The following is a 16,023-nucleotide window of genomic DNA, read 5'->3' as shown; positions in this document are numbered from 1 at the left end:
TTTCGCTGCTTCTATTTTTACAGAGTATGTGATATTAAATCTATCGCCTTTAATATCTACTTTATCTCCTTCAGTTAATCCAACAAAGTCTCCTGCTGATAATGGTTTACCATCTACTCCATTAACTATTGTATCTTTGTTTGCAGTGTATGTTTTTCCATCTACTATTATAATTGAACTAGTAGCGTTTTTATAAGTTACTATACCTGAATCTGTAGTGTCTCCTCCACCAACTACTGCATCTTTATCTCTCTTTAATGTAGCTAATAGATAGTTGTCATCTTTACCATGGTAAATAGAAACTTTATCTCCAACTCTTAAAGAGCCACCAAATGATTCAGTTTTACTATTTTCATAGTATGTTTTTCCATTACTTAGCTTAATAGTTCCATAAGCGTCAGCATCTTTAACTTCGTATATAACTTTTGAATCTTTAGCTATTACAACTTCAACTTTTGTTACTGTTCTGTCTTTTTCTTCTTTTTCTTTAGTGATTTCATATCTAATGATATCGCCAATTCTTAAGTTTTTATCTAAATCTGTTCCTCTTGCTATTTTAATAGTTTTTTCACTTCTGTTAGCGAATTCAACATTCATTAATGTTTCTTGTCTATCATCAAATCCAACAAATTTAGCTATTTCACCTTTAACGTCAGGTTTGATATCTATTTTTGTGAATACTACTGTATGAGCTTCTCCCGGTCTATTTATACCAGAAGTTCTAGTTCTACTTATTTTTTCATACTCTTCACCGTTTAGAACATAAGCCATGTCAACGTCTTTCGCTAATGCATCCTTAACGTCACCAACAGTTCTAACTTCTGCATAGTCTAAGTTTCCGTTTTTATCTTTGATTACAACAAAGATTACTGTATCATCTAACATTCTATATTCAGCTTTGTCAGTAAATTTGATATATTTGCTATCTATACTATTTACTGCTTTTGATGTATCTGTAATTCTGTTTATAGCTTCAAGTTCGTTTCCACTTGCTCTAACATATACAAGATCTCCAGCAAGTAAGTTATTTAAACCTTGATGTCCTGTACTGTATGAGTTAACTTTTGTGCTTAATGTAGCAGTATAATCTTCTGTTTTGTTATCTGGTTTTAAGATTCTTACATCTTTACCTACAACTTTAGTTACTACTCCTACAAATTCTCCTAAATCAACTTCTGAACCAACATATTGTAATTTATTTCCTAAGTCGATTAAAGCAGTTGCTTTTTCTCCTCTGAAATCTTTTAATTGGTTATGAGCATCTCTAGCTATTAAAGTATAGAATTTTGCATCTTTTTCAAATTGATATACTGGTTTTTTGTTATCTACTGCTGATACAGTAAATGCCTTGTCATCAATATGAACTTGAACGTCTCCATCTCTTGTTTCTGAAACTTTCTTGAATTCTCCATTAATTTTTGCATCTTTTCTAACTAAGAATCCATTTTTGTGTTCATGAATAACGTCATTAGCTTCTATTTTATCAAAGCTTCCTACTGAGAATTTATCATTTTCAACAAAGATTACATTTTTGATATCTTTCTTTTCGTATACTTTTGTTCTTCCATCTCTAACATCATCGAATACTACTACTTGGTCTTTCTTTTCATTTAATTCTTTAACTGGAGCTATGTCTTCAAAATTGAAAGCATTGATTAATAATACTTTACCATTTTTAACAGTAACTCTTGCATAATCTACTTTAAACTCTGTAGTTTCTTCTCCTCTTTTTGCATCTGGAGTAGTGTAGAATTCTTCGTATTTATATGGGTTGTTGTTGTAGTATGTTCTAAATATAGTTTCATCAGATTTGCTATATCTTTCTGGTAAATCTACAGTGTATGAACCCATTTTGTTTCTAGTTGCTTTAAAAGATCCTGTTTCTACTTTGTAGCTTTCATCTATTTTAACTTCTACTACTTTACCATCTTTTGTTACTGTGAAGTCTGCTACTTTACCTAATAAGTCTTCAACATCAGCAACATCAGCTGGTACTGTTAGAGATATTTGATCTCCTTTTTCTTCTCTTGATTCTTTTACATAGTCTGCTTTTTTGATTTCTTTAATAATTTCTACTAGTATTTCATTTTCACTTAATTTTTGTACTCTATGGTTTTCAAGTACTATTGCTTTGTAGATATCATATTTTCCATGTTGTTTTCCTGTAATTACATTGTAGAACATTTCAAATACGTCTTTTCTTATTGCTGCAGCATTAACATCTGTTATATTAACTCCATCAGTTACTCCTAATTCAGATGCTTTAGCTATATAAGGAGCTACCCATGATCCTGCATTTCCTCTTTCTTCAGCTGTTAAATCTCTTCCTAATGATAATCTAACTAAGATAGCTAAAACTTCTCCGTTTGTGATGTCTTTTGCTGGCATGAAGTTACCTTTTGAGTCACCAACGATTAAGTTTTTACCTGCTGCTAGGTTAGCATATCCATTAGCCCAGTGAGCTGTTGTCATATCTTTGAATCCTGAGTTGATTAATTTTAATGACTCAGCTTCTGCTTCTAATCCTAGAGCTACAGCAATCATTCTAGCTGTTGATGCTCTATCAATCTTAGAGTCTAATTTTAGATCTCCGGATTGATCTCCTTTGATCATTTCCTGTTTTACTAACCAGTCGATTTTTTCGCTACCAGTTCCATCAGCGAAAACTGTACCAAAAGTTCCTAGTACCATAACTAAAGCTAGTACTAAGGATAAAATTCTTTTTGTACTCATAGTCTATTGACCTCCTTTAAAATTATAAATTTTACAAAACAGTTAAGTTTTGCATTCTATTCTAGATTATAGCATCAAAGGAAAATAAAATCAATTCCAATAATGCTAATGTAATAAATTTGTAATATAACTACTAAATCTATTACCATAACCCTTATGCTATTAGTATATACTAAGAAGTAATGTAATACAATTACAGTTGTGTTACAGTTGTGTTACAATTAACAATTAACATAGAACAAAGAACAATTATTAAGGGTTTAGCTATTGGGTCTTTATTGGCGACCTGTGGTCGCTTCCTTAATTGTGAATTTGTTTTAGTTATTCAGTATGTTTTCTCTAAAGTCATACATCAATCTTGTTTGTAAGTAGTTAATGAAATTAACCAATATTACTGCTGTTTCTTCCTTTGTTATATTTCTATTTGGGTAGAAGTATTGGTCGTTATCTATTATGTCTAATTGCTTTGCCATATATACATGATCTTTTGCCCATGTTGGTATACTTGCGTCATCTTGAAATCCTGTGGTATAGTTCTTGATTGGTGCTTGGTTTTGCATACCTAGTAGACGGATCAATATTGTAATTGTCTCTGCTCTTGTCAATGCTCTATCTGGAGCGAATTTATCCTTCCCTACTCCCTGCATTATATTTCTCTCTGATACTGCTTCTATATATTTAAAATTTCTATGTGTCTTAGGTACATCTATATATATAGGAAGTTTTTCTACTTTATTTCTCGAGGATCTTCTGCTGGTTTCTTCTTCTATTGGCAATTCTATATCCATTGTACCTACTAATGCCTTAGCGAAATCTCCTCTACTCATTGGTGTACTTGGTCCTAAAGTTGTAGTATTTAGAGGTAACCCCTCCATACTTGCTATTAAAAGTATGTCCTTCTCTGATGCTAATCCTCTAATATCTCTTAATGCTGGGATATTGAGCCTTGTAATTATTGGGTTGGTATCTATTTGTGTAGAGCCATTACCTATATTTCTCCAAAGCATCTTTCCTTCTTCTGTGATTACTGGTAAATCATAATCATATTTCAACGTATTTTCATGTTTCTCTGTAAGGATATATCCTCCCTTGAAGGAGATTTGATTCGGTACGTTTTCTACATAGTTATAGTCCTTTGTTTTATTATAGGATGTTTCAACTACTGCTGTACCCTCCCATGCACCTTGACCTGTTACTTTATTTTCGTAGTTCATTATATATTGTAATGTTTGTGTTTCTGTAGCAGACCAAGGGCTATCATAGCCTACCAAATTACCTATGGTCTGTACTGTAATTTCTTCTCTACCTCTATCTAGACGATATGTCTTTCTAGCTGACCAATCTCCTGCATAGAACTGTAGCAGTCCTGTATCCTGTACTACTTGTCCTTGATTCCATTGATAGTCCTCTGTCTTTACTTCATATTTCTTTTTTCCTATTTGAAATGTTTCTTTATAGGAATCTAAAGTTTTCTTTGACGTAGTTTGCTTACCATTGGTTTCAAAGGTTGTAATTAGTTTTACTGTTCTAGATAGACTTGCTCCTACCTTTTTATTATCTAATTTATAGGTATATTGTTCTGTTTTTGTGTCACCTTTTTCTTTTATGCTGATTTTCAAAGTTCCTTCCAGTTCTATTGGTTCTCCTGTAAGGAATACTACTTCTTTATAACTGTTTTCGTTGTTGATTCCTCCCTCATAGCCTGGAATGTCTACGGCGAAGGAAGCAATTGATTGCATTAGTATTAAGATTGCTATTATATAGGAAGTAATTCGTTTCATCATTGTTCTCCTTTTTTAGTGAATAGTGAAGAGTGAAAAGTGAATAGTTTTGGGTAAAGCTTTTAGGTCTTTTTATGTTTTTAACTATTCACTATTCACTTTTAGTTATTCACTTGTTGTTTTGTTTGCTGGTTTTTACTGTTGCATGAAGCATTCTTGTTAACTCTGTACACTCTTCTATTATATTTTCAGCTTCAGCTTTACCTAAATATTCTGTTTCCATTAATAGTTCTAACCAATATTGTGTTTCACTAATTTCTTTTAAAGCAATGCTCATCTTAGATATGAAATCTGGCATGCTTTGTGCAAATCTGGCTTCTCTTATATTTGCACCAACACTTGTCCCACTTCTCAGCAATTGTTTAGAAAGAATAAACTCTCTTTTTTCATCAACAAGATATTTATAAAGATATACAATTTTTATTGCAAAAGCCTTACTTTTTATAAATAAGATACTTTCTTTCACTAAGATTTCTCTCCTTCTTTAACTATTCACTATTCACCATTAGTTATTCACTATACTATTAGTCTTCGATTAATAATATATAAGTTGTGCTATTAGATGATAACTTTTGCTTAATTAGGTAAGCCTTACTTGTTTTTCTTATCTTATATATTTCTTCTAATGATATTGGTTTGTCGTTGACTAATACTATTGCTTTAGTTAGGTCTAGAGTTTCATCTGTGCCTTTTTCCCATCTTTTTGTTAAGGTGTTGTAGTTTGTTACCTTTGTCAGTTCTATGGTTTTAGTCCCTTGGTCTATATTTTTTATTTCACCTAGTGTACTGTAATCCATTCGTACTAATTGGTTGTAACTATTAGTTTCCTGTGGCACTAAATTGATGCTTAAAACTTCTTTACCTAGCTCCGTTTCTCTAGCTACTACATAAGCTGGTTTGTTTTTATAATAGTCTTTTTGTATCCTATCCCTTAAACTCTTATCCTTTATATCTATTAAATCTATATACTTAGAGTCTAGGAATGATTTAGTTGGTATATTTTTCTTTAACTCTGAGTCATATACTAATGTATCTTCTGTGAATATCATTTCTTCTGAACTTGGGTTAGATACAAATCCTGCTGTAGTAAGTATTGTTTTATCTAGCTTGAAGTTGTTGCCTAAAATTAATTTATAGTCCAGTACATCTTCTATCTTTCCTTTATAGACTAATAGTCTTGAGCCGTCTATTCTATCTTCTAGTAATGTTGTTCCTTCTATAGATACTACAGATGCTTGCTTCATTCCATTCTTAAAGTCTGATACTAGATAGATATCTTGATATTTATTGAGGTTTAAACTATCTACTAATCTATTATCCTTCACTACTATAGTTCCATCATGGAAGAAGAACATATTTGAATCTACTATCATTTGTCCATTTCCATAGTCTATATTCTGTAATAAATCATTATACTCCATGCTAGAACCTGCTTTTATAAGCATCTTTCCTACTGATTGTTTTCCAAAGGCATTTTCATAGGCTACATAAGCTTCTAAACCTTTTCTTTTTTGGAGGTCGGATAATGTTAATTTTTTTCCTCCTTCATATATGGAACCTGTGCCTAATTTTATTTGTGTCTTTTGTACTGTTCCAGTCCATACTCCTTGGTTCAGCACCTTTGGTTGTGAGATTATAACTTCCTTATTCCTCTCATCTACCATTTCAATTTTACCCTTTAGCACTCCCTCTATATGCTTTTCTTCATCTTCTATTTTTATCTCTGATACTGTGGAAGAATAAGGATCATTGAATGTCAGCAATACCCTATCCCCTTCCTTTAACTGACGAAGCTCTGCTACCATTCCCTTTTTATATATAGTTGTGGAAAAAGGGTCTATTTTATATTTTTCTCTAGATTTAGTTGTTAGAATCTCTATATCTTGGTTTGTTGCGAATAGTACTGTACCTACTCTAAATCTTGTATTAGGTATGATATATCCATCCCTAGTAGGGTCATCTTCTTCTATTAATTGTATTTTTACTGTGTTTCTATCTCTTACTGTGGCTATAACTTCTTGCCCAAAGTACAGATCTGTTACTTTTATTTCCTTTGGTAAATCAATGGTATGTAGATTATCATCCCAATCTAGGATTGTAATCTGTCTATTCACTATATCGATGACTTCTATTGTACCAGAGATGGTTAGTTCCTTTGGGGCAGCGATTATTGGGATTGATTGAAGTAATAGAATTATTGTTAATATTAGGGTTGTTAGTTTTTTCATGACATTCTCCTTTTTAGTGAATAGTGAATGGTGAATAGTGAATAGTCTTGAGTAATGCTTTGGGGTCTATAGGTTTTTAACTATTCACTTTTCACTATTAGTTATTCACTTGTTTCGTTATTCACTATTAGTTCTATTTATCAGAAATTAGTAAATACTTACCTTTCTGATTAAATGAAACGGTTCTAGCTTCTCCTGCCTTTTCATATGTTCCTGTACTTATATTGAATACTCCTAAATATACATTTTTCGTATTTGTATATAGTAGAGTATCTAAGTCTAAGGTTAATTTTCCTGACCTTAGTAGCTTGTCTATACTTATTGTATCCTTTCCTCTTTGGAAAAGGAAGTCTATATCGTAAAGAATTGATGCTACTTTTTTTCCTCTTGGGATATTAGTTTCTCTTCCTTTTTTGATAACAATCTGTAGGTTTGAGTCCTTATCTCCTTCATCCATTGTACTTACCTTATAGGTATACATATCCTTTGGATTGATGGTCATTGTCATTGTGCCATCTTTGATATTCAACGCGGAATCAGTTCTTGCTAAAGCTAGTGGTATTTTGATTATATATTCATTTGCTCCTTTATACTTAGTTAGAGTGAAATCTATGAAACCAAGTCCATTTTTAATATCGTCTGAGCCCAATGTTCTAATAACTTTATTTCCTTCTATAGTCTCTTTACCCTTTAATTCTATATTCTTTTGATCTTCTTTTAGTTTGTCTTCTTTTTCTTTTTGTTTGTAATCTTCCTGTATACTTAATGTCTTCACTGTAACTGTGGCAAAATCTATAGCTGCACCATGTTCATTTAATGCTCGTACCATAAATGTATATTCTGTATTTGGCTCTAACCCTTTTACTAGATACTCTGCTCCAGATGTTGTACCTACGAAAGTATTAGCTGAGTCCTTAGTCTTTCTACCATAGATTTCATAGTCTGTTGCTCTATTTAATAAATCAGGATCTGACTTATTCCATATTAGCATCACTGTAGATTCATATCCCGGTATACCTTCTAACACCATTGGTTTTAATGGCAAAGGCTTTTCATATTTAAAATCATTATATGGGTCTGAGATACCACCGTCTGGGTTGATGATTATTAAGCTGGTATTTTCTAAATCAGTAGCTTCAGCAAAGGTAACTTTAATTTGGTTTTCACTGACTACTTGTACCGTAGCCGCTTCCATACCTCCTATGACTGATGATTCTATATTATTTCCATCTTTATCTACTCCTGTAATACCTTGTCCCTTTAATTGCATATCTGGCTTTACATCTTTAGTCGGTATTATCTTTCCCCCTACTATTACTTTAGCACCCGGTAAGAACTGTATTCCATCTATAGTAACTACAGTCTTAGTGTCATTGGTAAATAATTTCTTAGGGCTTACATCATTTATTTTTGGCTTTGATATATAGGTGAAAATTAAATTATCCTGAGTCAAAGTGCCGTCTGGATTCTCTATAGTTACTTTAACTGGTCCAAGCTTTGGTGATGGTGGAGTTATTAGTTTTATTGTAGTATCTGTTATTTCTAGTATATCTTTAGCAGGTACTTCTACTCCCCCAAAGAATACTGATATAGTATTGTCTCCATAGCCCTCCATATTTTTTCTAAAGTCTTTTCCTTTTATAGTGACCTTAGTACCTCCTGTAGCAGGACCTTTATTTGGTTCTATATTTCCTGCACCCGGCTCTGATTCTCCTTTTATAAATTGAATATATATTGGAGCATTCCACATATTATTTGGATTATCTGATGAAACTTGAGCTCCATCTCCATTTGTTACTGTAACCCTATATAGATTTCCTACTACATTTTCATTGACTCCCGGCATTGTAAATGCTAGTTTATTTGGTGCTGCATTTAGAGTTTCTGTAATATCTTTATTTTCTATCTTTAGTATATTTCCTATTTGAATAGTTGCACCTTCTCTAAAATCTTCTCCTAGGACTGTAATATTTTGTCCACCTCTATAGTCTAGTCTTATTATTCTTGTATTTCCATCATCACCTTGCTCTGGATCTTTGCCATCTCTTGTAATATTGGTTATTTTAGGCTTACTAGCTGGATTAGTATATTTATATTTCGTTGTAGCCCTTCCTCCATCTGGGTTTGTAACCTCTACCTGCACATCTCCTATTGTATGATAGGAAGGAGTTTGTAAGGATATAAGTCCTGAATTTACAAGCTTTGTTTCTGGTGAATATCCTTTTGCTACTACTAGTTTTCTATTCTTTACTTCTATCCTAATCAGTTCATACCCCGGGTGAAATTTTTTATCTGTATTTTCTAATTCCCATATAGGCAGATATATTGGGGAGCCATCATAGCCATCTATGGTAAATGTCTTTTTATATATTTCCTTGTCATATTTAGCTGTCAGTGTAATAATGGCTGATGTAATGCTTGTGTTGTTATAGTCTAGAGTAAAGTCTCCGTTCTCTAAGGTTATTTGTGCCATATTGTTGTTTATATCCTTTGTATCTCCTATTGTTCCAAACCTAACTAATGGCATATTATACTCTTTTTTCTGTCCCTTTTCCATCACATATAATCTTGTATTCTGGAAACCTGTACCTGATATTTCTACTGAGTCTTTACCTTGTTTTTTACCTATATCTCCTACTATTTTATTTATTGTTATCTTTGAGCCTTCAAAGCTTAGGACTACCTTGTTAGATGTACCAAAGTCATTGTTCACCACATATAGTTCCTGTTTACCTGCTGCTATTTGCGGTGTAATAACTCTTATATATCCATCTCCAAATTCTACTATTCTAGCTTCTATTCCACCAATTCTCACTGTTGGAAGGATTGGTGATGTTAGATATTCTGTGTAAGTCTCTACTGGTGCCAATAGTTTTTCTTTAGCCCCATTATAGTTTAGCCAACTGGTATAGGAAGTATATTCTCCATCTCCATTCAGGTCTTCATAGAATACCTTTACTCCGTTTCTTTCTCCTTCTATCCATCCAGCATATTTTGGTGTTAGAGCCCAAGGCTCTTCAAATTTAAAATATTTTCCTGTAATAGTTAATATCTCTTCTCCTGCTGCAGAGCCTATTTGATTTTCCTTTTGAAACTCTGCCTTATCTATTACTGGTCTTGCAGATGGTGGGATTACATAGGTAAATCTTCCTAATGCAGTACCACCGTTTCCATTTTCTACAGTAACGGGTACTAGCTTTCTATCGGTTCCCTCTTCATTCATATTTCTTCTATAAGGTGGCATCGAAGTTATTATAAGTGTATCTACTCCACCTCTTATTTCTCTTTTTATACTGTTTTGAGGTACTAGTGCTCCATCTACATAAACCTTTGAATTATCTTCAAAATTCTTTCCTTCTATTAATATCTGGTATCCTCCATCTATGGAGCCTATGGATGGTTTGATTTCTGTTATTTGTGGTTTTAAAGATACAGTTTCATAGTAGTAGAATAAATCCTTTGCTGTTGATTTCTTTGTATCTGGATTTTCTACTGTGATTGTATATCCACTTGGTAGTTTTGATACTAATGGTGGAACTCTAAATTCTATTCTATTTTTATCTTTAACCTGTACTCTAGAACCATAGATATCTTCGCCACTAAATTTATATGGTGTCTTCATTACAAGATCTAGAACTAAAGTACTTCCTTGAAATAGTTTAAGTCCATCTTCTGAGACATCTACTTTATATGTTTGTCCGCCTTTTTCTGCGATTAAATCACCATTTTCATATCTTATATTATATAGATTTATTATATTGTTCTCTTCTGCTCCACTTCCTCCATCTGAAAGAAAGATATTCATTCTATTATCATTATAGATAGTAAAAAATTTGTTTTGATTGTTTCTATCTACTAATATTACGCTATGAGCATAACTCGATAGTTTTGCTACGCTATGCTCTGAAGCTATTAACATTTCAGATGAATTCGTATATGGCTGCAATACAATATTTCCATTAATATCTCTATTATATTCATTGATGTCTTTCCCATCCATCAATACTCTACTACCTATTAATCTATGGATTCCCATTCCTGTAATACTTACAACTGATGGATTTGGTGCTAGGAAATTATCTCCATCTATGACAACTACAGTATCTAATGTTCCACTCTTAGGTGAGAAGCTTGTAAGGATTGGGTCTCTTTGTAATGATTTTACAAAGGTGAAATCCTTTACTGCTATACCACCGTCTGGATTCATGACCATTATTTTAGTTGGCCCATCTATTATTTGTGGAAACTTAGGTGCATTAAATTTGAGTATTGTATTTAATCCTGATGGATCTAGTTCCTGCTTTACTCCTGTAACCTCAACTCCCCCTAAGAATACTCTTGCCCCTTGCTGGAAGTTTGAACCAGTGACTATTATTTCTTCTCCTGAATCTATTGCTACTACATTTGGTGTTACTGTATCTATAGTAGGTGAAGGATTGTCTTTTAAATCTATAAACATGACTGCTACGTTGTCGTTGCTAACAGGTTCCCCTGGTTTTTGACTTCCTAATACTGGGTTCATTACATATACTGGTTTAGGTATTGGCTGAGATCTATCTGTGGTAACAGAATCTGTTGGTAAATTTATATCTGCATTTTTAGGTAGACTTATTATTATTTTATTTCCTACATCTTTACCTATAGTACCGTCTATTATATTACCCTTAGAATCTAGAATTGTAATATTTGCTCCAGATATAGTTTCCCATTTATTATTTTTGTATATCTCTACTTGTCCCTCTTTTTCTGCTCATTCTAAGGACTATACCATCATCGCTGTTTTCTAGATTTGCTCCTATACCTACTATCGGATAATTTGTCACATCTTTACCAGTTGTATTATCTCTAGATCTTAATACCTTGAAGTTTTGACCTTCAATAGTTATTACCATATCTTCCTTTAGTCCATATCCAATTCCTCTTTGAACTACTTGAATTTGTTCTGGTATTATTTTAGTTATGCTAGGTCTTGTATGGCTAGGTATTATGGTGTATTTAATATTATCATTTGTTACTATATTTACAATTGTACGTGTACCTTCATCTGTTTCTATTTCTGTTTGTATTATCACAATAACATTTACTTGTTTTTCAGCATTTACGTTACTTGAAGGAACTCTAACAGATAAACTATCATATACCTCATCAAAGGAATATACCGGCTTATCATTTACTGTATGGGGAGTTGTCCTATCTCCCACATATACTGCTATATATCTGTTTATTGAATGTACTTTGCTATTATTATAGGTTGTTGATCCACCTACATCATATTTAATGTGGAAAACCTTGTCCTGTCTATTATCAGTATCTATACCTTCTGATCCTATAATATCGCCTATTACATTGTCTAAAATTTTATCTTCTATAAGGACTTCATTATGTTTTACTTCTTGAATATTATCAAATCCATCTATAAAATCTACTTCGTCAAACTTTTTACCTCCTATTCTGACTACCTCACCTGTATCTGGTCCCTTTGCTGGGGTTATGCTGGTGATTACTGGAGATTTATCCGCTCCTATAACGAAGTATTTGTTCTTCACTGCTTTTCTCTCCAAAACCTGGGCATCTATATTTCCTTTAGGATCTTTTACTCTATTGGTTACTTGAACCTCATAGGATTTACTGTCTTGTATCCCCTTTGGAATTTTTATTTTCATTACTTTTCTATTCTGTGAATAGGATATTATTTCAGCCATATTATCTACTGAATATTTATCAGTAGTATCTGTAAGGAAGAATACAGAGTATTCCCCTACTCCATCCTTTACATTAAATTGTCCATTATTAGCTCTAATATATGCAACGCTTTCCTTTTCTCCCATTTCTGGTATAATCTCTAAATAATCACCTGGTTGGTCACCTAATTCCTTTAATGTCCCCATCAATTTAAATGCATTAGGGTATGTTACATTCTGTATGACTTCTCCTCCTTGAGAGTGAGAACCTCTAACTTCAAAGTTAATAGTTTTATATCCAGGGTTTCCTGTCATTATTGGCTGTGAAAATTCAGTTGCACTATTTGGAACTATCTGTCCTAAACCTTCTATAGTCATTGTACTACCATATGCATTTAGATTTTCCCCTTCAAATCTAAGGTTTTCACCTAATAGTACATCATATGTCTGCATTTTTGTTATTTTAGGTGTAGGGTTTAGTGTAGGTCCTGATATATTTATTATTTGTCCACCTATATATATTTGATTAATTCTTATATTATCCTTTGGTCGTAGTTCAAAGCTTGGATATATTAATTTATCCACATTATTATCATCTATAGTTATTCTTCCTATAGTATGCTCAGTTCCCTTTGAATCTCTGACTTTTATGTCATAAGCCCCTTTAGTATCTATTCTTGCAGTAATATAGAAAGAAATCTTATCTAGCTGAGTTTCATCTCGTTCTTTATAGGTATAGTTTATTGTCATCTGCGGAATCACAACACCAGATTGTGCAAATGCAATTATTTCTCCGATTGGAATCAGGGGAAGTAGTATTGATATTAACAATATCATAGATACTATTTTTTTAAATTTTGTCATGAAATCACTCCTTAGACTTATGTACTGGCGTACTTATACTCATTAATTCTTATCGGCAAATATAGACAATTTCTTGAGGTTATTATGAAGAAAAATACATTTTCTGCCGATAAAGATAGTGAATAGTGAATAACTAATAGTGAATAGTTAAAAAGACCCTGAAGCCTTACTCAAAACTATTCACTATTCACTTTTAACTATTCACTAAATAAATTGGGGGGAGATTTTTTGAGAAGGAGATTTATTTCATTTGTATTAGCAATAATTATTTTAATTCCTCTAGTACCAATACCTGTTTTTAGTAATGGATTGGTTAAGGAAATTGATGTTTTCATGAATAATTTTAGAGTGCAAGTAGAGGGAAAAAACTTTTCTCACAAGGAAGTTTTTCTTTATGAAGGTGATATTTTTGTACCTATGAAAGACTTCGGTAAAGCTCTGGGTCTTGGAGTTAATTTTAATTCCAATAAGAGGGCTCTTACTTTGAACTCTAATAATAAACTGAGATTTAATGATAATTCTAAATATCCTATAGCCTATCAAAGAGGATATGAAATAGAGGTCAAAGAGAGATTGATGGATAATATTAGTCAAGAAATTCGTGATTTTTTGAGGGATACTAAATCAAAATCTAGTTCAAAGGATATAGACTTAAAAACTATTCGTGCTGGATTTTCAGGTATAGAAATTACATTGGATGGAAAAAAGATTTTTTTAGATGGGGAACCTCTTTTATATAGCGATGATGTCTATCTTCCATTGACATCCTTGTCACCTTATCTATATATCACTCCAAAGCTAAATGACAATGTTATAGATATTGATTGCAATGGAGTATTGAAGGACAAGCCAAAGGATACTATTTATCCTAGCTATTATTCTATTGATGAATTAGTTAAGTTTAGAGAAGATTTAAATAATAGATATGCTAGGGAATTGGAAGAACTAAATAAAAAGAAAAAAATAATAATGGATGTAAAGATTCCTTATGAAGAAATAAAGTCCTTATCAGATATGGAAAGATATTTAAATAGACATCTTTCAAAAATTAATGACTTAAATGTGGATATAGACCTTCGCTCTGGTACTGGTAATTGGTATTATGTAGAAATTGATTTCTCTACTCGTGATAATAGTAGATGGCGTAATCTAAGTAGAAGAGATGTGGAAGCCTATATATGGGATATTTATGTGGCTATTTCTAGTCTTTATGATGAAGAAGCCAGAATCCAAGGAAATATAAAGAGATATGTAAGTTTTGATACTAAGGCGAAAAATATTGTCTTTAGCTTTATGGATAGCGGATTAGATATGAAATCAAAGGTAGATCCTGTATTTATTGGAGAACTGCTTAATAAGACACTAGGCAAATATGGCGGTGAATACTTTGATTATACTGCTAGGATTTCAGGCTATGATTTGGAGCTTGTAATCACTCCTTCTCATAGTGACTATATGGAAAGATGGTCTCCTAGCCGTAAACTGGACTTGCTGGAGAGGATAAATAGTGAAATCAGAAGATATTATCCTGGTCTTAAAGTAAATGGCAAAGTTGTTTACAAGGATTTAGAGTCTATATCATTTACTATTGATGATAATAAAGTAAGATCAACTACTTTGATGGCAGACACTGCCGAGTATTTAAACAATAGATACGGTGTGTTATATACTAATGGAGTTAGGATTCCTATAAAGTATAGTTTAAATCAAGTAGATAATGATAATTTCAAACTAATGGTAGATATGGACTTCTCTGTATCTGATTCTAAATGGAATACTAGTTCAAAGGATGATTTAGCTGATTTGATGAATGAAGTTATGAAGCTAATAGTAGATATGTGGGATGCTAATGTTTTCGTTCAGGTATTTGATAAATCTCAGTATTTAGTTTATGAATACATTGTTTCTCAAGATACTGTACAGATGGTAAGAGCTAATCCTAGTGGCGGTGAAGTCGTAGAAGGTTCTACTGTTACTTTGAGCACTGCCACAAATGGATCCAGAATTTACTATACTCTAGATGGCTCTATGCCTACTATTAACAGCAACTTATATACTGCACCTATAGTTATTAGCTCCAATACTACAATAAAAGCCTTTGCTGTAAGAAATGGGTTTAAAGATAGTCCAGTATCTACATTTGAATATACTATAGTAGCTGATGATAATATGGCTATTGGTCTAGATAGTTTAAGATTCGATATAGGCACTCTTAGTCCTAGATTTGATAGGAGAGAATCTAATTATACTTTATCTTTACCTTATGGAACTTCAAGAGTTAAAGTCACTCCAACAGCGGGCATAGGAAATATCACTGTAAATGGCACTACAGTTGCCAGCGGAGATAGTATAGATGTAAATATAGACTCTAATCCTATTAATATCATCCATACTGAACCAGGTAAGGCTAAGAATAGGTCTTATACTATTAATGTAAAACTTGAAGATAAAGAAGAATCTGACGTTAAGTTACGTAGCTATAGTTTTAATACCTTAGGTTATGGTATCTTTAGTGGTCAGCTTACAGGAAATTATAGTGGTCATAGGGTGAAACTATTATCTACTACTGGAAGTCCATATGACGAAGTATCAGTTGATAGTAATGGTGAGTTTGAGATTGTGGGATTCCCTATTGATTTTCTAAGCAAATTAATAGGATACAAATATGAGGTTATAGATTCAAATGGAAATATAGTCGATTCTGGAACTTTAAGTGAAAGATAGTGGAGGTGATGA

At 32.5% G+C, this 16,023-nt stretch carries 7 protein-coding genes; 1 reads left to right on the top strand and 6 read right to left on the bottom strand.

The window, feature by feature from the left end:
• From CIW83_RS08600 to CIW83_RS08575, 6 genes are all read right to left on the bottom strand, one after another.
• The coding region (locus tag CIW83_RS08600; RefSeq protein WP_143598540.1) for an S-layer homology domain-containing protein at positions 1–2,733 on the bottom strand (2,733 nt) is incomplete at its 3' end.
• 317 nt (positions 2,734–3,050) lie between these two features.
• A complete protein-coding gene (locus CIW83_RS08595) occupies positions 3,051–4,514 on the bottom strand; it encodes an S-layer homology domain-containing protein (RefSeq protein WP_158220061.1) in 1,464 nt (487 codons plus the stop codon).
• A 109-nt stretch (positions 4,515–4,623) separates the two neighbouring features.
• Positions 4,624–4,980, bottom strand: a complete 357-nt coding sequence (locus CIW83_RS08590) for a four helix bundle protein (protein WP_094900430.1) — start codon at positions 4,978–4,980, stop codon at positions 4,624–4,626.
• Positions 4,981–5,038: 58 nt separating this feature from the next.
• Positions 5,039–6,742 carry a hypothetical protein gene (locus CIW83_RS08585; protein ID WP_094900429.1) on the bottom strand — a complete coding sequence of 568 codons (1,704 nt, stop codon included), beginning with the start codon at positions 6,740–6,742 and terminating at the stop codon, positions 5,039–5,041.
• 133 nt (positions 6,743–6,875) lie between these two features.
• Entirely contained in the window at positions 6,876–11,264 is a 4,389-nt protein-coding gene (locus CIW83_RS08580) for an IPT/TIG domain-containing protein (RefSeq protein ID WP_094900428.1), read from the bottom strand.
• A gap of 190 nt (positions 11,265–11,454) precedes the next feature.
• A complete protein-coding gene (locus tag CIW83_RS08575; RefSeq protein WP_094900427.1) occupies positions 11,455–13,287 on the bottom strand; it encodes a hypothetical protein in 1,833 nt (610 codons plus the stop codon).
• Positions 13,288–13,515: 228 nt separating this feature from the next.
• Here CIW83_RS08575 and CIW83_RS08570 point away from each other — a divergent pair, with 228 nt between their 5' ends.
• Positions 13,516–16,011, top strand: coding sequence for a chitobiase/beta-hexosaminidase C-terminal domain-containing protein (locus CIW83_RS08570; protein ID WP_094900426.1), 2,496 nt, complete (start codon positions 13,516–13,518; stop codon positions 16,009–16,011).
• Positions 16,012–16,023: the final 12 nt, after the last annotated feature.

The sequence above is a fragment of the Tissierella sp. P1 genome (assembly GCF_002266425.1).
Classification (GTDB): domain Bacteria; phylum Bacillota; class Clostridia; order Tissierellales; family Tissierellaceae; genus Tissierella; species Tissierella carlieri.
The sequence above is the reverse complement of the archived record's forward strand: the minus strand, read 5'-3'. Positions and strand labels throughout refer to the sequence as shown.